Raw genomic sequence first — 19,932 nt, 5'->3', positions numbered from 1 at the left:
GGTAGCGTGCGGCCCGATTGATGTCTATCGCACCAAAGTCCGGATTCAGATCACGCGTGCCCCTTGCCTGCATCCGCGCGTTGTCATATCGATTTGTCATACAAATACGGAGACCATGATGGCTGGCGCCCCCACAGGAAAGAAAAAGTTTCGCTCGCAGGAGTGGTTCGACAACCCCGACAATCCGGGAATGACGGCACTCTATCTGGAGCGCTACCTGAATTACGGGCTGACGCGCGCCGAACTGATGTCGGGCAAGCCGCTGATCGGCATCGCCCAGACCGGTTCCGACCTGTCGCCTTGCAATCGCCACCACATCGAGCTCGCCAAACGCGTGCGCGAAGGCATCGTCTCGATGGGCGGCATTCCTTTCGAGTTCCCGTGCCACCCGATCCAGGAGACCGGCAAGCGCCCGACCGCAGCTCTCGACCGCAACCTTGCCTATCTCAGCCTGGTAGAAGTGCTCTATGGCTATCCGCTTGACGGCGTCGTGCTCACCATCGGCTGCGACAAGACGACGCCGGCGCTGTTGATGGCGGCGGCGACCGTCAACATTCCGGCCATAGCGCTGTCGGTCGGTCCGATGCTTAACGGCTGGCACAAGGGCAAGCGCACCGGTTCGGGCACCATCGTCTGGGAATCGCGCCAGCGCCTGTCGGCCGGCGAGATCGGCTACGACGAGTTCATGGACATCGTCGCCTCCTCGGCGCCGTCCACCGGCTACTGCAACACCATGGGCACCGCCACCACCATGAACTCGCTGGCCGAGGCGCTCGGCATGCAGCTGCCGGGTTCGGCCGCGATTCCGGCTCCTTATCGCGAGCGCGGCCAGATCGCCTACGAGACGGGAAAACGCATCGTCGATATGGTGCACGAGGATTTGAAGCCCTCCGACATCATGACGCGCAAGGCGTTCGAGAACGCCATCGTCGTCAATTCGGCGATCGGCGGCTCCACCAACGCGCCGATCCATCTCAACGCCATCGCCCGCCATCTCGGCGTGCCGCTCGACAATGACGACTGGCAGAAGATCGGCCTCGACGTGCCGCTCATCGTCAATCTCCAGCCGACGGGCGAATATCTGGGCGAGGACTACCATCACGCGGGCGGCGTGCCGGCCGTGGTGGCGGAGCTCATGAAAGCCGGGCTGCTGCCGCATCCGGATGCTCTGACCGCCAACGGCAAGACAATGGGCGACAATTGCCGCGATGCCGTCAACGAGAACCGCGAGGTCATCCGCACTGTCGCCGAGCCGCTGAAGGCCAATGCCGGCTTCATCAATCTCAAGGGCAATCTGTTCGATTCGGCAATCATGAAGACCAGCGGCATCTCGCCCGAATTCCGCGAGCGCTATCTCTCCAACCCGAAGGACCCCGAGGCCTTCGAGGGCAATGCCATGGTCTTCGACGGTCCGGAGGATTACCACGCCCGCATCGACGACCCGGCGCAAGGGATCGACGAGCACACCATCCTGTTCATGCGCGGCGCCGGTCCGGTCGGCTATCCCGGCGGCGCCGAGGTCGTCAACATGCAGCCGCCGGCCTATCTCATCAAGAAGGGCATCCACGCGCTGGCCTGCATCGGCGACGGCCGCCAGTCCGGCACGTCAGGCTCGCCCTCCATCCTCAACGCCTCGCCGGAAGCCGCCATCGGCGGGGGGCTTGCGTTGCTCAAGACAGGCGACCGCGTTCGCATCGACCTGAAAAAGGGCACGGCCAACATTCTCGTCACCGATGACGAGATCACCCGCCGCCGCGCCGAGCTGCAGAACAATGGCGGCTACCATTATCCCGAGCACCAGACACCATGGCAGGAAATCCAGCGCGGTATGGTCGACCAGTTCTCGGGCGGCATGGTGCTGAAACCGGCGGTGAAATACCAGGACGTCGCTCATACGAAGGGCGTGCCCCGGGACAATCACTGATTATTCCCCGGACAATCATCGATCGTTTCAAGCGATAATTGACGGATAGCGATCGCCGATCGGCGGCCTGATCGGCCGCCGGTCGTCTTTCCGTTTCGCGGCCTGCCACAGGCCGGGGACATTGCGTCCTTGACAAGCCTGCCCAACAAATCCACCATCGCTGCAAGGGGTTCATCGCGACGACCCCGTGAGGCGTCAGCCCAACGTTCGCGTCCAGGCTTCTCTTTCAGGAGGTGGACGCCATGCCGTCAACAACCGCTGTCACCGTGCCGCAACTGATCCGTATGGTCGGTTTGCCGGGCGCGCCTGCAATCCTCGATATCCGTACCGAGGACGACTACAACGCCGATCCACGTTTGCTGCCGGCGTCGTACCGGCGCGATTTCAAAACCGTCCAGACTTGGGCAGCCGACTTCGCCGGTGGCCGCGTGGCGGTCGTCTGCCAGCAGGGAAAAAAGCTCTCGCAAGGCGTCGCCGCATGGTTGCGTCATGAAGGGATTGCCGCCGAATCGCTCGAAGGCGGCTTCGAAGCCTGGCGGGACGCCCACGGCCTTCTGGTCCGTGCCGACAGGATGCCGCCTCGTGACGACAAGGGCCGCACCGTCTGGGTGACGCGGGCCCGGCCCAAAGTCGATCGCATTGCCTGCCCCTGGCTGATCCGCCGTTTCGTCGATCCTCAAGCGGTCTTCCTGTTCGTCGACGCCGCGGAAGTGCCCGATGTCGCCGATCGTTTTCAGGCCGTGCCTTTCGACATCGACAATGCGTTCTGGAGCCATCGCGGCGAGCGCTGCACCTTCGACACGATGCTCGAGGAGTTCGGGCTCGAATCCGAAGCGCTCGACCGCCTCGCCGTGATCGTGCGCGCAGCCGACACGGCCAGCCTCGACCTGGTTCCGCAGGCGGCGGGATTTCTCGCCGCCTCGCTTGGCTTGTCGCGCATGTTTCGGGATGACCTGCAACAATTGGATGCCGGCATGCTGCTTTACGACGCGTTCTTCCGCTGGTGCCGCGATGCCACCGACGAAACGCACAATTGGCCGGCCGGGGCGAAGGCGTCATGAGCTCCCTCCTTTCCGAGGAAAGTGCTGACCTCATCGAGGCGCCTGCGGTCCCGAGCTTCCGCGAGGCCACGAAACTCTGGGCGAAGATCGGGTTGCTCAGTTTCGGCGGACCGGCTGGGCAGATCGCGCTCATGCACAGGGAATTGGTCGAGGAAAAGCGATGGATCGGCGAGCAGCGTTTCCTGCATGCGCTGAACTACTGCATGCTGCTGCCTGGCCCCGAGGCCCAGCAACTCGCCATCTACATCGGCTGGCTGCTGCACAAGACGATCGGCGGTCTTGTCGCCGGCATCCTCTTCGTCGTGCCCGGGGCGGTCGTCATGCTGACCTTGAGCATCCTCTATGCGCTCTATGGCGATGCGCCGCTGGTCGACTCGCTGTTTTTCGGGGTGAAGGCGGCGGTGCTGGCGATCGTGGTCGAGGCCGTGATCCGCATCGGCCGGCGCGCCTTGAAGAACCGGGTTATGGCGGCGATCGCGCTTTGCGCCTTTGTCGGCATCTACGTGCTCAACGTCCCCTTTCCGCTCCTCGTCCTGTTTGCAGGACTGGTGGGATGGGTCGGAAACGGCATCGCGCCGGCCCTGTTTTCTGGCGCCGCGCATGGCAAGGACGAAGCTCCCGACGCCACGGGCGCGGTCGATCTGATGTTCGAGCGCGGCGAACTGGCCCACACCAGGCCGACGCGATGGCACGCGCCGCGCACCATCGCGATCTGGCTGCCGATCTGGCTTGGACCGGTTGTGCTGATCTGGGCGTTCACATCGGCAAACAGCGTCTGGACGCAGATCGGCGGCTTCTTCAGCCTCATGGCGGTCGTCACTTTCGGCGGCGCCTATGCCGTTCTGGCCTATGTCGCGCAAGCGGCCGTCGGTTCTCTTGGCTGGCTTGCGCCAGGCGAAATGGTCGATGGCCTGGGCCTTGCCGAAACCACGCCAGGACCGCTCATCCTGGTCCTGCAGTTCGTCGGCTTCCTTGCAGGCTTGCGCCATTCCGGATCGCCATATCCGTTGTTTGCCGGATCGCTTGGAGCGCTGCTTACGCTGTGGGTTACCTTCACGCCGTGCTTCTTCTGGATATTCCTCGGCGCGCCCTACATCGAGGCGCTGCGCGGCAACAAGGCATTGTCGGCGGCATTGGGCGCGATCACCGCGGCGGTCGTCGGCGTCATCATGAATCTGGCCCTGTGGTTCGCCTTGCACGTCATCTTCCGCGACGTGCGCGCGACGGGGCTCGGAATGGAGATGCCGGTGCTGTCCTCGATCGACTGGCGTGCCGCGCTGCTGTCCTGCGCTACCATGATCGCCATCCTCAAGCTGAAAATCGGCATGCTGCCGACGCTTGCCGGATCGGCCCTGGCGGGTGTCTTATTGCTTGCGGCGAGTGGGTAGCTTCGGCACGGAGGAGACCATGGAAACGGTCAACGTTCGCTATATCGTCAATGACGTCGACAGGGCGATCGCCTTCTACCGCGACCATCTCGGCTTCACGGTCGCCATGCACCCGGCGCCGTCCTTCGCCATGCTTTCCAGGGGCAACCTGCGGCTTCTGCTCAATGCCGCTGGCGGCCCTGGTGGGGCGTCGCAGCCGATGCCCGACGGCAGCGTGCCCGAACCCGGTGGCTGGAACCGCATTCAGATCGAGGTCGAGGATCTCGAAGGCGTGGTTCGCAAGCTGAAAACTGCCGGCCAGGCTTTCAGGAACGACGTCGTCAAGGGCATGGGCGGCAGCCAGATATTGCTGCGGGACCCATCCGGCAATCTGGTGGAACTGTTCGAACCGGGGCGCAGATAATGCGTCGCTGTCACGAATAGCCAGCTGACATGGGCAGAAACCACCTGCACGGCATTTGCATTCCGTTGCCAGGCCACTCAATTTGCTGGGAAACAGATTGGACCATGATGGCCAAACGACGCTCTTCCCTCGGTTTCCTCGGCATGTTCGGCCGTTCAAGCGACCTCAGGCAGCTCGATGCCGCATTGCGCGGAGCCGACTTGCATCCCGCCCTTGTGCCGGAGGGCGTAAAGCTCACCATCGTCAACCTGATGAAGGATCACTGGCCCGACGAGCCGCCGCCGCAGGCTTATGCGCAAGTGGCGTGTTTGTTCAGCTATTGTATTGCTGGGCCTGAGGCATTCGAGCGCTCTCATGGCGCGCAGCCGCGGCAGGACGTGGAGCGTCGGATAGAGGCCGCGGTCGATGCCGGAGACAGTTTCGACGCCCAGATCGTGCTGATGGCGCTACACGCCAAGCTGGTCAATACCGAGGTCGTCGAACATTATGGGCTGAGCGCGGATTAACCTATTTTCAAAGGGGGGCGTTCTCAGCCGCCCATGCCGTTGCGCGGCAGCTTGATCATGTCGCCGAAGCGGGCGCGCAGCCTGTCGTCGAGCGGCTTCGGCACATGGCGCGGGAAGCGTTCGGCGAGGATGCGCTTCTTCTCGACGATCGCCCGCTGCAATATGTCGGGTCGGCCCTTCTCGTTCCATTCCTTCGGCGAAAACCGGTCGCCGACGGCGGGGTAGAAATATTCGGTCTGCATCAGCTTCAGCGTCTGCTCGTTGCCGAGATAGTGGCCCGGGCCTTTCAGGCAGACATCAGCAATGGTGTCGATCGACAGCGCGTCGTCCGTCACCTCGATGCCGCGCACGCAGCGCAGGCAATGGCCCAGCATGTCGTTGTCGATGATCAGGCTTTCCAGGCAGAAGCCGAGCAGGGACGCATGCATGCCGGCCGATTCGTAGACCAGGTTGAGGCCGGAAAGGCCGGCCATCACATTGGTAATGCCTTTTTCATAGCCGGACTGGATGTCGGGCAGTTTCGAATCCGTCATGCCTGCGGCCGAACCGCCTGGCAGGTCGTAGAACTGCGCCATCTGCGCGCAGGCCGCGGTCAGCACCGCCTGTTCGGCCGAGCCGCCGGACATGGCGCCGGTGCGCAGATCCGACACGAACGGCCAGGTACCGAAGATCGCCGGATGGCCCGGCTTGATGGTGTTGACATAGACAAGGCCGGCCAGCACTTCGGCCACGGCTTGCACCACCGCACCCGCGATCGCCGCCGGAGCGGTGGCCCCGGCCTGTCCGGCCGAAAGCAGCAGGATCGGGATGCCGCCTTCGACGCAGGCCTCGAGCACGCCGCAGGCGTCCTCGGCGAATTTCATCGGCGGCACGACGAAACAGTTGGAGTTCGACACGAACGGCCGGGCCCGGAAATTCTCCTCGCCGCCGGCGATCGCGTAGAGCATTTCGAGCGCCGGTTGCACGTTCTCCCGCACCGTGAAGGACGTGCCGACATGCTTGGACGTGCCCATCACGCAGGCATAGAGCGTGTTGAAGTCCATTTCGAGCGGATCGGGAATATCGCGCGGCACCATGGGCCGCTGGAAGAAATGGATGTTATCGAGCCCGTCGACGATGCGCGCGGCATCATAGATGTCCTGCAGCAAGGATTCGCGATACTCGCGCTTCTCGACGTCGACAAGATGCACGGCAGCACCCGCCGTGCCGTAATGCACGCGCTTGCCCTGGATCACCATGTCGTGCTTCGGGTCCTGGCCGTGCAGCGTGAAATGCCGCGCCGCCCGCTTGATCGTGTCGAGCACCAGTGCGCGCGGGAAACGGATACGGCCGTCGTCGCCATGGCTGGCGCCGGCCTCGGTCAGCGCCTCGATGCAGGACGGGATTGCGTTGGCGAAGCCGACCGTCTCCAGCAGGGTCAGCACCGCTTCGTGGATGCGCTCGCAATCAGTGCCGCGCAGGGGGCCATAGCTCCCCCCCTCAAGGCCGGCGCGAACCGGCCTGATGTCGTCGGCGAGCGGCGCCGCCCGCATGGCGCGACGCGCTTCGCGTCCGCCGGAGCGGCGCGAACGCTGGTCGGCCGCTTCCTGCTTTTCGACAGCCACTGACATGGAAGCACTCCACCTTTTCTCGGAAGCAGGGCGGCGGTTGGTCCACCATCGGCTGCTTCGTCCCCTTTAGGCCTCGACTATGCCGCCGGCATTGGCACAGCCTATGAGCCAGCCGGTCCGGTTGCATATGCCAGTGCTAAAGAAGCAGGAGCCGCTGTTGCGCGGCTCCCGGGAGGTGGTCAGGCCCAGGTGATCAGGCGGCGGCCGGCCTGCGGCCCGCGGCGGTTGCAAGTTCGCGGATACCGGGCTCGATATGCTGCAGCGCGATCGAGGAGATGCCCAAGCGCATGAAACGCGAAGGCTTTTCGGTGCGGTCGAAGAAGCGGTCGCCCGGCTCGATGATGACGCTGCGCGAGGCGGCGGCCTCGGCCAGTCCGCGGGAATCGGTGCCGCGCGGTCCCTCCAGCCACAGCGACGTGCCGCCGGCCGAGTCGGTCGAACGCCACTCGGGCAGGAAAGCGGAAATCGCATGGACCAGGCGCTTGCGCCGCTCGTCGAAGGCGCTCGACAGCCGCCGCACCAGCGCTTCGTGGTGGCCGAGCGACAGGAACAGCGCGACCGCGCGCTGGTTGTTGGCCGGCGGATGGCGCAGCATGAAGCGGCGCAGCGCCCTGAGTTCGGCGATTAGTCCAGCCGAGGCCACGATGTAGCCAAGCCGCAGGCCCGGAGCCAGCGTCTTCGACATCGAGCCGACATAGATCACGCGGCCGGAGCGGTCGAGGCTCTTCAAGGCTTGCTGCGGCGCCTCGTCGAGAAGCTGGCTGTCATAGCCGTCCTCGATGATGATCTGGTTGTAGCGGTTGGCGCGCGCCAGAAGGTCCTGCCGGCGTTCCGCCGACAGCGGCACCATGGTCGGGCAATGATGGCTGGGCGTGACGAAGACAAAGCCGGAATCGTTGGGAATCGAAGAGGTTACGATGCCGGACTGGTCGACCGGCACCGGCTGGATGTCGGCGCCGGCGAGCCGGAAGATCGAGCGTGCGTCGGGGTAGCCCGGATCCTCCATCGCCACCTTCGAGCCCTTGGTCATCAAAAGCGTCGCCAGCATGTAGAGCGCGTTCTGGGCGCCCAGCGTGACGATGATCTCGTCGGGGTTGGCGAAGATGCCGCGCCTGGGCAGCAGCCGCGCCTGGATCTGCTCGATCAGCAGCGGATCGTCGCGATCGACCATGTCGGAGGCCCAGTTGCGGATCTCCAGCACGGCAAGCGCCATGCGGTTGCACTCGCGCCACTCGGCGGTCGGGAACAGCGCCGGATCGAACTGGCCATAGACGAAGGGGTAGGACGACTTGATCCAGTTCTCGTGCTTGGCCGGCGGCGGCATGTCGCTGGCCGCGATCTGCCGGCGTGCCTTCCAGTCGATCTCGTTGGCCTGGTCGGGCGCCTTCTGGTGCGGCTTGGCCGGCGTCGCCAAAACGTCGGGATTGACGAAATGGCCGCGCCGCTCGCGCGCCACCAGGAAGCCCTGGTCGACCAGTTGCTGGAAGGCCAGCACCACGGTTCCGCGCGCCACGCCGAGTTTTTCGGCCAATATCCGGCATGACGGAAGCGGCATCGAAGCGGCGATCTGGCGGTCGAGAATAGCGGCCACGATCGCCTGGCGGATCTGTGCCTGCAAAGTCTGGCCGGATTCGGCCGAAATCCGGAACAGGCCGGACCATATGGCCGTGTCGTTGCGCTGTGGCATGGGAAATGTTCCTCGATGGCCAGCTTTTTTCGTTTGGCTGGACCAGTCGAATGTAACGGTGGCACAAGGGGTTGCGCCAATCAATTTTTCTGATCTTTGGGATTTATGCCAGTGATCTTTCGGCCTTCGCATCCCGTGTAACGCTGTGCGTCATCGCCGCGTATTGACCGGACGGAATTCGGCTCAATAGTTTGGCGCGACGACACGCGCCGGAAACATCCGGTCTGCTAAGATAATTTAACAGTCCCAGGAGCCCGCCGGTGGATCAGTCAGCCTTCCAAAAACAGCTTGCCGCCTTGCGCGACCATCGCGCCGCGGCAGCCGGCGATATGCGCCAGGCCTTCGCCGCCGATCCGCAGCGGTTCAAGACGTTCTCCGCCAGCGACGGCGACCTGTTGCTCGACTGGTCGAAATGCGCCGTCGATGCGCGCACGATGGACCTGCTGGAGAATCTGGCTGACGCCGCCGATCTCGAAGGCCGCCGCGCCGCCATGTTCGCCGGCAAGAAGATCAACGTTACAGAGGGCCGCGCTGTTCTGCACACCGCCCTGCGCAACCTGACCGGCAAGGGCATCATGCTCGACGGGCAGGATGTGAAGGCGGAGGTCATTGCCGTATTGGACGCGATGGGCGCCTTCGCCGACGCGGTGCGTTCCGGCAAGGCGACGGGCGCCACCGGCAAGAAGATCACCGACATCGTCAATATCGGTATCGGCGGCTCCGATCTCGGCCCGGCCATGGCGACGTTGGCGCTGGCGCCCTATCATGACGGTCCGCGCGCGCACTATGTCTCCAACATCGACGGCGCCCATATCCACGACACGCTGAAGGGCCTTTCCGCCGAGAGCACGCTTTTTATCGTCGCCTCCAAGACCTTCACCACGGTCGAAACGATGACCAATGCGCAGACGGCGCGCGACTGGGTCCAGAAGGCGCTCGGCAAGGAAGCGATCGGCAAGCACTTCGCCGCTGTCTCGACGGCACTCGACCTGGTGGCGAAGTTCGGCATCGAGCCGGACCGCGTCTTCGGCTTCTGGGATTGGGTCGGCGGCCGCTATTCTGTGTGGGGCGCCATCGGCCTTCCCGTGATGATGGCCGTCGGCCCGGGGAATTTCCGCGCCTTCCTCGATGGCGCGCACGAAATGGACGAACACTTCCGCACCGCGCCGCTGGCCAAAAACCTGCCGGTGCTGCTTGGCCTTGTCGGCTGGTGGCATCGCGTCGTTTGCAAATACCCGGCCCGCGCGGTCATCCCCTATGACCAGCGCCTGTCCAGGCTGCCGGCCTATCTCCAGCAGCTCGACATGGAATCGAACGGCAAGAGCGTCACCCTGGACGGCGGCCCCGTGGCGACGCCGACCGGGCCGCTGGTCTGGGGCGAGCCCGGCACCAACGGCCAGCACGCCTTCTTCCAGCTCCTGCACCAGGGAACCGATTTCATTCCGGTCGAATTCCTCGCCGCGGCGAACGGCCACGAGCCGGAGCTGAAGCACCATCACGACCTGCTGCTCGCCAACTGCCTGGCGCAGTCGGAAGCCTTCATGAGGGGCCGCACGCTGGAGGAAGCGCGCGCGCAGATGCTGTCCAAGGGCATGAAGCCGGCCGATGTCGATCGCATTGCCCCGCACCGCGTCTTCTCCGGCAACCGGCCCTCGGTGACCATTCTTTATCGCAAGCTCGACCCGCGCACGCTCGGCCGCCTGATCGCTCTCTACGAACACCGCGTCTTCGTCGAGGGAACGCTGTTCGACATCAACTCCTTCGACCAGTGGGGCGTCGAGCTCGGCAAGGAACTGGCCACCGGCCTTCTGCCAGTCGTGGAAGGCAAGGAAAGTGCCGCAAAGCGGGATGCCTCGACCGCCGGCCTGGTGGAACACATCCACCAATTGCGTGGTTCGGAGTGACTGAGTTGGCAGACATCAAGGGAATATTGTTCGACAAGGACGGAACGCTTGTCGACTTCAATGCGACCTGGCTCGGGGTTGCCGACTTCATGGCCATGGACGCCTCCGAAGGCGACCGCTGGAAGGCCGACAGGCTGCTTGCGGCCGCGGGCTTCGATTTCGCCAACAGGCGCTTCAAGCCCGACTCCATCTTTGCCTCCGGCACCAATCTCGACGTCGTCGAATTGTGGTTTCCGCGCCTGTCCGACGAAGACCAGATGCTGGCCGTCGCCCGCTTCAACCAGATCACCTCGGTGCAGGGCTCGGCGATGGCGGTGGCTCTGCCGGGCATCGTCGAAACGCTCGGCACCTTGCACGCAAGGTCCTATCGGCTCGGCGTCGCCACCAACGATTCGACCAGCGGCGCGGAAAAAACGCTGGTGACGCTCGGCGTCGCGCAGCTGTTCGACGCCGCCTACGGCTATGACGCGGTGGCCAATCCCAAGCCGGCACCGGATACGATCCAGGCCTTCTGCGATCTCACCGGCCTGAAGCCGACGCAGGTCGCCATGATCGGCGATAACCGCCACGATCTCGAAATGGCGCGTGCCGGCGGCTGCGGCCTGGCGGTCGGCGTGCTCTCGGGCACCGGCACGCGTGAATCTCTGGCCGGAATTGCCGACGTGATCCTGGATTCGGTTGTCGACCTGCCGGATTTCCTTTCAGCGCGGGTCAAGGAGACGATCTGATCTCGTCGCTAGCGGCGTCTCGGCTTCGAAGGAAAAGACGCCGCTCGGCCTGCTTGCGGCGCCCTTCGCGTCGCCGAAATCCGGCACCTGATATTCGGCGAGCAGCCTGAGCCGCGACAATGGTAGATCGGAGCGGCGCGGGTCGCCGATCAGGACCTCGACGCCGGCGGCAAGGCAGCGGTCGAGGAAGGGGATCATACGTTGGGTGACATCGGGTCCGTAGAACACGTCGCCGGCCAGCACAAGGTCGACCGCCGGTGGCGGACCGGTGGTAATGTCTTTGCAGATCACCGAGATCGTGACGCCGTTGTCTTTTGCATTGAGACCGAGCGCGGCGACGCCGTTGCGGTCGATCTCGGCGGCGATCACTTCGCGGGCCCCGGCCTTCGCGGCAGCGATGCCGACAATGCCGGAGCCGGCACCAAGATCGAGCACGCGGCGTCCCGCCACGGTCATCGGATAGTCGAGGACATAGCGCGCGAGCACGGTGCCGCCGGCCCATGCATAGGCCCAGTAGGGCGGTTGTGGCTCCGGCGCATCTTCCGCATCGCCTTCGGGCTCGACGAGCCGTCTCAATCCGCTGCTGGGGTGCGCCGTGTAAAACCGGATTTCTGGAAGCGCAGGCGCAGGGACAAGGCGCATGTTGGCCTTGATGAACTCGGCCGGGTCGAGGCGCTGGCGCCGGTCCGGCGCATCGTCGCCGGCAAGATCGTGGTCCAAGCCGGCTCCTATTCGCGCAATGCGCGCCGCAGGATCTTTCCGACCGGCGTCTTCGGCAGTTCTGTCCTGAATTCGATGTATCTGGGCCGCTTGTAGCCGGTCAGGTTCTCACGGCAATAGGCGGTGATGGCCTCGGCGGTCAGCGCCTGGTCCTTCTTGACGATGAACAGTTTCGGCACTTCGCCCGAATGCTCGTCCGGCACGCCGATTGCCGCCACTTCGAGCACGCCGGGATGCAGCGCCACGACTTCCTCGAGCTCGGTCGGATAGACGTTGAAGCCGGAAACGAGGATCATGTCCTTCTTGCGGTCGACGATCTTGGTGTAGCCGCGCTCGTCCATGAAGCCCATGTCGCCCGACTTGAAGAAGCCGTCCTTGGTCATCACCTTGGCGGTCTCGTCAGGCCGGTTCCAGTAGCCCGCCATCACCTGCGGCCCCTTGATGCAGATTTCGCCGACCTCGCCGAGCGGCAAATTGTTGTCCTCCTCGTCGCGGATGGCGATCTCGGTAGACGGCAGCGGCAGGCCGATCGTGCCGGTGAATTCGCCGGAGCTGAACTTGTTGGCCGTTGCCACGGGCGACGTCTCCGACAGGCCGTAGCCTTCACTGACCGGGCAGCCCGTCAGCGCCTTCCAGCGCTCGGCGACGCCCTTCTGCACCGCCATGCCGCCGCCCAGCGTCAGGAGCAGCGGCTTGAAGTCGAGCTTGCGGAAATCCTCATTGTTGAGCAGCGCGTTGAACAGCGTGTTGAGGCCTGGAAAGATATGGATCGGATACTTGCCCATTTCCTTGACGAAGCCGGGGATGTCGCGCGGGTTGGGGATCAGTATGTTCTGTCCACCCATTTGCATGCCCATCAGCGCATTCACGGTCAGCGCGAAGATATGATAGAGCGGCAGTGCGCAGATGAGGTTGAGATGGGCGGGTTTTGGCTTGACCGTGTAAGCGTCCTGCAGCCACAGCGAATTCTGCGCGACATTGGCCAGCACGTTGCTGTGCAGCAGGATAGCACCCTTCGAGATTCCCGTGGTGCCGCCGGTATATTGCAGGAACGCGATATCGTCGGCCGCCACCTTGGCCGGCTTGAAACCCATGCCGCTGCCCACCTTCAGCGCCGCGTTGAACTTGACATGGCCGGGCAATGACCAGGCCGGCACCATCTTCTTGACGCGGCGCACCACCAGATTGACGATGCTTCCCTTGAGCCCGCCGAGCATGTCGCCCATGGCCGCGACGACGACGTGCTTGACCGACGTCCTGGCGATCACCGCTTGCAAGGTGCTGGCGAAGTTCTCCAGGATGATGATCGCTTGTGCCCCGGAATCCTTGAGCTGGTGTTCCAGCTCGCGCGGCGTGTAGAGAGGGTTGACGTTGACCACCGTGTAGCCGGCGCGCGCCACCGCCATCATCGCCACCGGATATTGCAGCACGTTCGGCATCATCAGGGCGACGCGTGCGCCTTTGGGCAACCCGGTCGATTGCAGGTAGGCGCCGAACGCCGCCGAAAGCCGTTCGAGTTCCGCATAGGTGATCGACTTGCCCATGCAGGTGAAGGCCGGCTGGCCGGCAAATTGCTTGCAGGCGGCAACGAGGAAATCGCCGATGGAGCTGTAGGGCAGGGCGCCGATCTCGGCCGGCATGTTCTTCGGGTAGCTTTCCAGCCAGGGCTTTTCCGGCAAGCCTGCGGCAAGGGCGGTGAGCGCTTTCGGCAATCGCTTGGCGGCCGCCGGTCTCGAGGCCGCCGGTGCCGGCTTGGCCACGGATGCGGCTTGTGCGGCCCCAGTCTTGCTAGTCCGGGTCGCCCCGGTCTTGCTCGCGCCAGTCTTCGTCGTCCCGGCCTTGGTCGAACTGGTCTTTGTCGTCCCGGTTTTAGCAGTTCCGGCCTTCGCCGACGTCTTTGCGGGGACGGCTTTGGCCGCCGGCTTCGCGGCCGGTTTGACAACAGCGTCCGCCTTGCCGGCGGAAGGTTTCCCTGCGGCCCTTGCCTTTGCGCCCTTTGTGTTCTTGGCAGGGGGCGTTGGCTGCTTGTCGGCGCCCGCGGCCGGCTTCAGGGTCGCCTTGGCCGTCTTCGGCGGAGCCGTCCTGTTCGATGCTTTTGCCAACCGTCCCTCCCTGTTTTGTTCGTCCCTGCCGCGCTCGCCTCCTGACAACAGAGGCGTCCCCCGCTGCCGCTGGTGCCTTGTCTATGTATGGCCTCTATCGGCGGGCGTGCAAGCCTTGCCCAAGCGGCAAGCCGTCGAAAGATTTGCCGCCGAAAATCTTTCTCGCCATGGGCGCAGCGGCCCTGCATCGTCCGGCGTCCCCGGTCATATGAAAGCGGGTGCGACGTCGATCTCGTGAGATTGGTGATCAATAAAAAAATGCGGTCGTTAATAATGTTGTGAATAGAAAAAAATACTGAATTTTTCCATTTTTTCGCGGGAGGGAGGATTTTTTTCCCGCTTACCATGGGGTAGGCAAACTGGGTGTTCCAAAGCCGGAGAAACGGTGCTTATATGCGCGCTTCGCGAGCCTGATAGAGGGGCTTGGAAAAACATCAGGGAGTGCTCAATGAGGAAGAAACTGACTTTTGCAGCCGCGTTGCTGGCTGCAAGCGTCCTGGGCGGCGTGGCCAACGCAAAAACCTTGGTCTACTGCGCCGAAGCTTCGCCGGAAGGCTTTGACCCGGCGCCCTACACCGCGGGACAGACGTTCGATGCGTCTTCGCGTACGGTCTTCAACCGCCTCGTCGAATTCGACCATGGCAAGACGACGGTCTCGCCGGGCCTGGCCGAAAGCTGGTCCATTTCCGACGATGGCAAGGAATACACGTTCAAGCTTCGCAAGGGCGTGAAGTTCGCCGCTACCGACTATTTCACCCCGACGCGCGACTTCAACGCCGACGACGTGGTGTTCTCGTTCCAGCGTCAGGTCGACAAGAACGGCCCCTGGTTCCAGTACATACCGGGCATTGCCTACCAGTATTACAATGACCAGTTCGGCGACAACATCACCAAGGTCGAGAAGGTCGACGACCTGACGGTGAAGTTCACCCTCAAGGAGCCGGCGATCACTTTGATCCCGACGCTGGGCATGGACTTCGCCTCAATCGTTTCCAAGGAATATGCCGACAAGCTGCAGGCGGACAAGACGCCTGAACTGTTCAACCAGAAGCCGATTGGCACCGGCCCGTTCATCTTCGTCGATTACCAGACCGACGCTGCCATCCGCTACAAGGCCAACCCCGACTATTGGGGCGGCAAGCAGAAGATCGACGACCTTGTCTTCGCCATCACCACCGATCCGGCGGTCCGTGCGCAGAAGCTGAAGGCCGGCGAATGCAACATCATGTCCTACCCGGCGCCGGCCGACATCGCCGGCCTGCAGGCCGATCCGAACCTGAAGGTCGACGAGCAGGAAGGCCTCAATGTCGGTGCGCTGATGTACAACACCCAGCAGAAGCCGTTCGACGACGTGCGCGTGCGCAAGGCGCTCAACATGGCCATCAACAAGAAGGCTATCATCGACGCGGTCTTCCAGGGCGCCGGCCAGGTGGCCGTCAACCCGATCCCGCCGACCATGTGGTCCTACAACAAGGACGTGAAGGACGATCCGTACGATCCGGATGCGGCCAAGAAGATGCTCGAAGAGGCCGGCGTCAAGGACCTCAAGATGAATGTCTGGGCCATGCCTGTGTCGCGCCCCTACATGCCGAACGCGCGCCGCACCGCCGAGCTGATCCAGGCCGACTTCGCCAAGGTCGGCGTCACAGTCAACATCGTCAGCTACGATTGGGGTGAATACCTCAAGCGCGCTTCGGCGGTCGATCACGACGGCGCCGTCATCGTCGGCTGGACCGGTGACAATGGCGATCCGGACAACTTCCTCGGTGTGCTCTTGAGCTGCGCTTCCGTCGGTTCGAACAACCGCGCGGAATGGTGCAACAAGGACTTCGATGCGCTCATCAACAAGGCCAAGACGGTTTCCGACCAGGCCGAGCGCACCAAGCTCTACGAACAGGCGCAGGTCATCTTCAAGGAACAGGCACCGTGGGCGACGCTCGCACACTCCAAGGTGTTCATGCCGATGCAGAAGACCGTCTCCGGCTTTGCGATGGATCCGCTCGGCATCCATCGCTTCGACGGCGTCGATATCGCCGAATAAGGTTCGCGAAACGGGGCGGCGCCACAGCGCCGTCCCACCTCGCCCGCCATGCTGCGTTATATCCTCGGCAAGCTCGCCCTCATCGTCCCGACCTTCATCGGGATAACCATCCTCGCCTTCGGCTTCGTGCGCATCCTGCCCGGTGATCCGGTGCTGGTGCTCGCGGGCGAACGCGGCCTGTCGCCCGAACGTCACGCTGCGCTGATGCACCAGTTCGGCTTCGACCTGCCGATCTGGCGACAGTACCTGACCTATCTGGCCAATATCCTCAGCGGTGATTTCGGCACCTCGTTTTCCACCAAGACGCCGGTGCTCAAGGATTTCCTGGTGCGGTTCCCGGCGACGGTCGAACTTGCCATCTTCGCCATGATCTTCGCTATCGTCATCGGCGTCGCCTTCGGCATCTTCGCCGCGATCCGCCGCGGCTCCTGGTTCGACCAACTGACCATGGGAACGGCGCTGGCAGGCTATTCCATGCCGATCTTCTGGTGGGGGCTGCTGCTGATCATCGTGTTCTCCGGCATGCTGCACTGGACGCCGGTTTCCGGCCGCATCGACCTTCTCTATTTCTTCAAGCCGGTAACCGGCTTCATGACCATCGATTCCCTGATCTCCGGACAGAAGGGTGCATTCCGCTCGGCCCTGTCGCACCTCGTCCTGCCCACCATCGTGCTCGGCACCATTCCGCTTGCCGTCATCGCCAGGCAGACGCGGTCGGCCATGCTCGAGGTCCTCGGCGAGGACTATGTGCGCACCGCGCGCGCCAAGGGCCTGGCGCCTCGCCGCGTCATCGGGCTGCACGCTTTCCGCAATGCGCTGATCCCGGTCGTCACCACCATTGGCCTGCAGGTCGGCACGCTCCTGACCGGCGCCATCCTGACCGAGAGCATTTTTTCGTGGCCAGGCATCGGCAAATGGATGATCGACGCTATTTCCAAGCGCGACTATTTCACCGTGCAAGGCGGGTTGCTTTTGATCGCGCTCATCGTCATGTCGGTGAACCTCATCGTCGACGTGCTCTATGCCGTCATCAACCCGCGTATCCGGGCGAATTGACATGACCAACGAAGGCCCTGCCACAATCGAAGCCGCGACCGTCGTCAGGCCGCAGGACGCCCGGCTGCAGATGTTCGCCGAGTTCTGGCACTATTTCTCGATCAACAAGGGCGCGGTGATCGGCCTCTTCGTCTTCGCGCTGCTGATCCTGATCGCCGTCTTCGCGCCGCTGCTCGCCCCGCATTCGCCGGACGACCAGTTCCGCGACTTCTTCCTGACGCCGCCGGCCTGGCAGGCGGGCGGCAACGCCCAGTTCCTGCTCGGTACCGACGCCGTCGGCCGCGACATTCTCTCGCGCCTGATCTACGGCTCGCGCTTCTCGCTCGCCATCGGCTTCGTCGTCGTCACCACGGCGCTGATCTCCGGCGTCATCCTCGGCCTGCTCGCCGGCTACTGCCGCGGCTGGGTGGATACGCTCATCATGCGCATCATGGACATCATCCTGGCCTTCCCGTCGCTGCTGCTGGCGCTGGTGCTGGTCGCCGTTCTCGGACCTGGGCTGGTCAACGCCATGATCGCCATTGCCTTCGTGCTGCAGCCGCACTTCGCCCGGCTCACCCGCGCCGCCGTGATGGCGGAGAAGAACCGCGAATATGTCATCTCGGCCAAGGTCGCGGGCGCCAGCCATTTCAGGCTGATGCTGGTCACCATCCTGCCCAACTGCATCGCGCCGCTGATCGTGCAGGCGACGCTGTCCTTCTCCAACGCCATCCTCGAGGCCGCGGCGCTGGGCTTCCTCGGCATGGGCGCGCAGCCGCCGACCCCGGAATGGGGCACGATGCTGGCCGAAGCACGCGAGTTCATCCTGCGCGCCTGGTGGGTGGTGACCTTCCCGGGCCTTGCCATCCTGATCACCGTCTTTGCCATCAACCTGATCGGCGACGGCCTGCGCGACGCGCTCGACCCCAAGCTGAAGAGGTCGTGAGCATGTCCCTGCTCGAGATCAAGAATCTCACCGTTTCCTTCGACACCGCCGCCGGTCCGTTCATGGCCGTGCAGGGCATCGACCTGTCGATCGAGCCGCGCGAAGTGCTGGCGATCGTCGGCGAATCCGGTTCCGGCAAATCGGTGGCGATGCTGGCGGTGATGGGGCTGCTGCCCAACACCGCGACCGTCAAGGCCGACCGCATGGCCTTCGACGGCGTCGATCTGCTGAAGCTCAGCCCGTCCGAGCGGCGCAAGATCGTCGGCAAGGATATCTCCATGATCTTCCAGGAGCCGATCGCCAGCCTCAACCCGTGCTTCACCGTCGGCTTCCAGATCGAGGAGGTGCTGCGCTTCCATATGGGCATGGACCGCGCCCAGCGCCGCGCGCGCGCCATCGAATTGATTAAGCTCGTCGGCATTGCCGATCCGGAAGAACGGCTGAGCTCGTTTCCGCACCAGATGTCGGGCGGCCAGTGCCAGCGCGTCATGATCGCCATCGCCATCGCCTGCAATCCGAAGCTCTTGATCGCGGACGAGCCGACCACCGCGCTCGATGTCACCATCCAGAAGCAGATCCTTGATCTCCTGGTTTCGCTGCAGGCCAAATACGGCATGGGCCTGATCATGATCACCCACAATATGGGCGTGGTGGCCGAGACAGCCGACCGCGTCATCGTTCAGTACAAGGGCCGCAAGATGGAAGAGGCCGACGTGCTGTCGCTGTTCGAGAGCCCGAAAAGCAACTACACGCGCGCGCTGCTGTCGGCGCTGCCGGAGAACGCGGTCGGCGACCGGCTGCCGACCGTTTCCGACATGCTGTTCGAGCCGGCGCCCTCGGCCGCGGGAGCCTCCGCATGAGCACCACCGTCCTCGAAGGCAAGAACATCGTTCGCGACTACCATATCGGCGGCGGCCTGTTCAGCGGGCCGCGCACGGTGCACGCGGTCAAGGGCGTCTCGTTCACCGTGGACAAGGGCAAGACGCTCGCCATCGTCGGCGAAAGCGGCTGCGGCAAGTCCACGCTCGCCCGCATCATCACGCTCATCGATCCGGCGACATCGGGCGAACTGTTCATCGACGGCAACAAGGTCGACATCGCCAGGGGCGGATTGACCAAGGAGATGCGCCGCAAGGTGCAGATCGTCTTCCAGAACCCCTACGGATCGCTCAACCCGCGCCAGAAGATCGGCGACGTGCTGGGCGAGCCGCTGCTGATCAACACCGACAAGACGGCCGCCGAGCGGCGCGACCTCGCCATGAAGATGCTGAAGAAGGTCGGCCTCGGTCACGAGCACTACAACCGCTATCCGCACATGTTCTCGGGCGGCCAGCGCCAGCGCATCGCCATTGCCCGCGCATTGATGCTGAACCCGAGCCTTCTGGTGCTGGACGAGCCGGTCTCGGCGCTCGATCTTTCGGTGCAGGCACAGGTGCTCAACCTGCTCGCCGACCTGCAGGACGAATTCCAGTTGACCTATGTCTTCATCAGCCACGATCTCTCCGTGGTGCGCTACATCGCCGACGACGTGATGGTGATGTATTTCGGCGAGGCGGTCGAATACGGCTCGCGCGACGAGGTCTTTTCAGACCCCAAGCACAGCTACACCAGGACGCTGTTCGCAGCGACGCCGCGCGCCGATGTGGCCAGCATCAAGGCGAGGTTGGCGAAGAAGAAGGCGGCGTGACTCCAATTCGTCATCCTAGGGCGGAGCGCCGCAACGCGGTGCGGAGATCCTAGGATCCATGCCGTTATCTCAGCCGAAAAGCGCTGCGGAGCAGGTTGTGCACCGTGGTAACGCTCGCATATCACGGCATGAATCCTCGGGTCTGCGCCGCGTCGCTCCGCTCCTTGCTCCGCCCGTGGATGACGAAACG

The 19,932-nt window shown here is 63.8% G+C and carries 16 protein-coding genes; 12 read left to right on the top strand and 4 right to left on the bottom strand.

Annotated features, from left to right (window positions below):
- Positions 1-118: 118 nt before the first annotated feature.
- The 5 genes from FJ946_RS14600 to FJ946_RS14580 all read left to right on the top strand — a co-directional run bounded on the left by FJ946_RS14600 (position 119) and on the right by FJ946_RS14580 (position 5,282).
- On the top strand, positions 119-1,924 hold the full coding sequence (locus FJ946_RS14600) for an IlvD/Edd family dehydratase (protein ID WP_140497024.1): 1,806 nt from the start codon (positions 119-121) through the stop codon (positions 1,922-1,924).
- A gap of 242 nt (positions 1,925-2,166) precedes the next feature.
- Positions 2,167-2,985 carry a sulfurtransferase/chromate resistance protein gene (locus tag FJ946_RS14595; protein ID WP_140497022.1) on the top strand — a complete coding sequence of 273 codons (819 nt, stop codon included), beginning with the start codon at positions 2,167-2,169 and terminating at the stop codon, positions 2,983-2,985.
- A complete protein-coding gene (gene chrA / locus FJ946_RS14590) occupies positions 2,982-4,373 on the top strand; it encodes a chromate efflux transporter (RefSeq protein WP_140497020.1) in 1,392 nt (463 codons plus the stop codon). Before FJ946_RS14595 ends, chrA begins: the two co-directional genes overlap by 4 nt.
- A gap of 19 nt (positions 4,374-4,392) precedes the next feature.
- Positions 4,393-4,776 carry a VOC family protein gene (locus FJ946_RS14585; protein WP_140513038.1) on the top strand — a complete coding sequence of 128 codons (384 nt, stop codon included), beginning with the start codon at positions 4,393-4,395 and terminating at the stop codon, positions 4,774-4,776.
- A gap of 107 nt (positions 4,777-4,883) precedes the next feature.
- On the top strand, positions 4,884-5,282 hold the full coding sequence (locus FJ946_RS14580) for a hypothetical protein (protein ID WP_140497299.1): 399 nt from the start codon (positions 4,884-4,886) through the stop codon (positions 5,280-5,282).
- A 23-nt stretch (positions 5,283-5,305) separates the two neighbouring features.
- Here the strand turns inward: FJ946_RS14580 and FJ946_RS14575 are convergent, their stop codons facing one another.
- Both FJ946_RS14575 and FJ946_RS14570 read right to left on the bottom strand, forming a co-directional pair.
- The gene (locus FJ946_RS14575) at positions 5,306-6,892 is read right to left on the bottom strand and encodes a trimethylamine methyltransferase family protein (protein WP_140523717.1); all 1,587 of its coding nucleotides are present in this window, start codon (positions 6,890-6,892) and stop codon (positions 5,306-5,308) included.
- 193 nt (positions 6,893-7,085) lie between these two features.
- On the bottom strand, positions 7,086-8,579 hold the full coding sequence (locus FJ946_RS14570) for a PLP-dependent aminotransferase family protein (protein ID WP_140497014.1): 1,494 nt from the start codon (positions 8,577-8,579) through the stop codon (positions 7,086-7,088).
- 260 nt (positions 8,580-8,839) lie between these two features.
- Between FJ946_RS14570 and pgi the strand changes: the two genes are divergently transcribed.
- The gene (gene pgi, locus FJ946_RS14565; RefSeq protein WP_140564910.1) at positions 8,840-10,483 is read left to right on the top strand and encodes a glucose-6-phosphate isomerase; all 1,644 of its coding nucleotides are present in this window, start codon (positions 8,840-8,842) and stop codon (positions 10,481-10,483) included.
- Positions 10,484-10,488: 5 nt separating this feature from the next.
- Positions 10,489-11,211 carry an HAD family hydrolase gene (locus tag FJ946_RS14560; RefSeq protein WP_140497010.1) on the top strand — a complete coding sequence of 241 codons (723 nt, stop codon included), beginning with the start codon at positions 10,489-10,491 and terminating at the stop codon, positions 11,209-11,211.
- Here the strand turns inward: FJ946_RS14560 and FJ946_RS14555 are convergent.
- Complete coding sequence (locus FJ946_RS14555) at positions 11,185-11,931, bottom strand: methyltransferase (RefSeq protein WP_181167619.1); 747 nt, start codon at positions 11,929-11,931, stop codon at positions 11,185-11,187. The genes FJ946_RS14560 and FJ946_RS14555 overlap by 27 nt on opposite strands.
- Before the next feature lie 8 nt (positions 11,932-11,939).
- The gene (locus FJ946_RS14550; protein ID WP_140564909.1) at positions 11,940-14,033 is read right to left on the bottom strand and encodes a long-chain fatty acid--CoA ligase; all 2,094 of its coding nucleotides are present in this window, start codon (positions 14,031-14,033) and stop codon (positions 11,940-11,942) included.
- Positions 14,034-14,481: 448 nt separating this feature from the next.
- Between FJ946_RS14550 and FJ946_RS14545 the strand changes: the two genes are divergently transcribed.
- The 5 genes from FJ946_RS14545 to FJ946_RS14525 all read left to right on the top strand — a co-directional run bounded on the left by FJ946_RS14545 (position 14,482) and on the right by FJ946_RS14525 (position 19,742).
- The gene (locus FJ946_RS14545; protein WP_140497006.1) at positions 14,482-16,074 is read left to right on the top strand and encodes an ABC transporter substrate-binding protein; all 1,593 of its coding nucleotides are present in this window, start codon (positions 14,482-14,484) and stop codon (positions 16,072-16,074) included.
- 48 nt (positions 16,075-16,122) lie between these two features.
- On the top strand, positions 16,123-17,130 hold the full coding sequence (locus FJ946_RS14540) for an ABC transporter permease subunit (protein WP_140497004.1): 1,008 nt from the start codon (positions 16,123-16,125) through the stop codon (positions 17,128-17,130).
- A 70-nt stretch (positions 17,131-17,200) separates the two neighbouring features.
- A complete protein-coding gene (locus tag FJ946_RS14535; protein ID WP_181165298.1) occupies positions 17,201-18,055 on the top strand; it encodes an ABC transporter permease subunit in 855 nt (284 codons plus the stop codon).
- Between the two features lie 2 nt (positions 18,056-18,057).
- Entirely contained in the window at positions 18,058-18,915 is an 858-nt protein-coding gene (locus FJ946_RS14530) for an ABC transporter ATP-binding protein (protein ID WP_140564908.1), read from the top strand.
- Positions 18,912-19,742, top strand: coding sequence for a dipeptide ABC transporter ATP-binding protein (locus FJ946_RS14525; protein WP_140556803.1), 831 nt, complete (start codon positions 18,912-18,914; stop codon positions 19,740-19,742). Before FJ946_RS14530 ends, FJ946_RS14525 begins: the two co-directional genes overlap by 4 nt.
- The last annotated feature ends 190 nt before the right edge of the window (positions 19,743-19,932 follow it).

The sequence above is a fragment of the Mesorhizobium sp. B2-4-7 genome (genome assembly GCF_006442685.1).
Lineage (GTDB): Bacteria > Pseudomonadota > Alphaproteobacteria > Rhizobiales > Rhizobiaceae > Mesorhizobium.
This window is presented reverse-complemented; position numbering and strand designations above follow the sequence as displayed.

Bases quoted from the DNA above. Each gene is read 5' to 3' on its own strand.
- FJ946_RS14540 (WP_140497004.1), top strand. From the start codon at position 16,123: ATGCTGCGTTATATCCTCGGCAAGCTCGCCCTCATCGTCCCGACCTTC.
- FJ946_RS14570 (WP_140497014.1), bottom strand. From the start codon at position 8,579: ATGCCACAGCGCAACGACACGGCCATATGGTCCGGCCTGTTCCGGATT.
- chrA (WP_140497020.1), top strand. From the start codon at position 2,982: ATGAGCTCCCTCCTTTCCGAGGAAAGTGCTGACCTCATCGAGGCGCCT.
- FJ946_RS14575 (WP_140523717.1), bottom strand. From the start codon at position 6,892: ATGTCAGTGGCTGTCGAAAAGCAGGAAGCGGCCGACCAGCGTTCGCGC.
- FJ946_RS14585 (WP_140513038.1), top strand. From the start codon at position 4,393: ATGGAAACGGTCAACGTTCGCTATATCGTCAATGACGTCGACAGGGCG.
- FJ946_RS14530 (WP_140564908.1), top strand. From the start codon at position 18,058: ATGTCCCTGCTCGAGATCAAGAATCTCACCGTTTCCTTCGACACCGCC.
- FJ946_RS14595 (WP_140497022.1), top strand. From the start codon at position 2,167: ATGCCGTCAACAACCGCTGTCACCGTGCCGCAACTGATCCGTATGGTC.
- FJ946_RS14525 (WP_140556803.1), top strand. From the start codon at position 18,912: ATGAGCACCACCGTCCTCGAAGGCAAGAACATCGTTCGCGACTACCAT.
- FJ946_RS14580 (WP_140497299.1), top strand. From the start codon at position 4,884: ATGGCCAAACGACGCTCTTCCCTCGGTTTCCTCGGCATGTTCGGCCGT.
- FJ946_RS14545 (WP_140497006.1), top strand. From the start codon at position 14,482: ATGAGGAAGAAACTGACTTTTGCAGCCGCGTTGCTGGCTGCAAGCGTC.
- FJ946_RS14535 (WP_181165298.1), top strand. From the start codon at position 17,201: ATGTTCGCCGAGTTCTGGCACTATTTCTCGATCAACAAGGGCGCGGTG.
- FJ946_RS14600 (WP_140497024.1), top strand. From the start codon at position 119: ATGGCTGGCGCCCCCACAGGAAAGAAAAAGTTTCGCTCGCAGGAGTGG.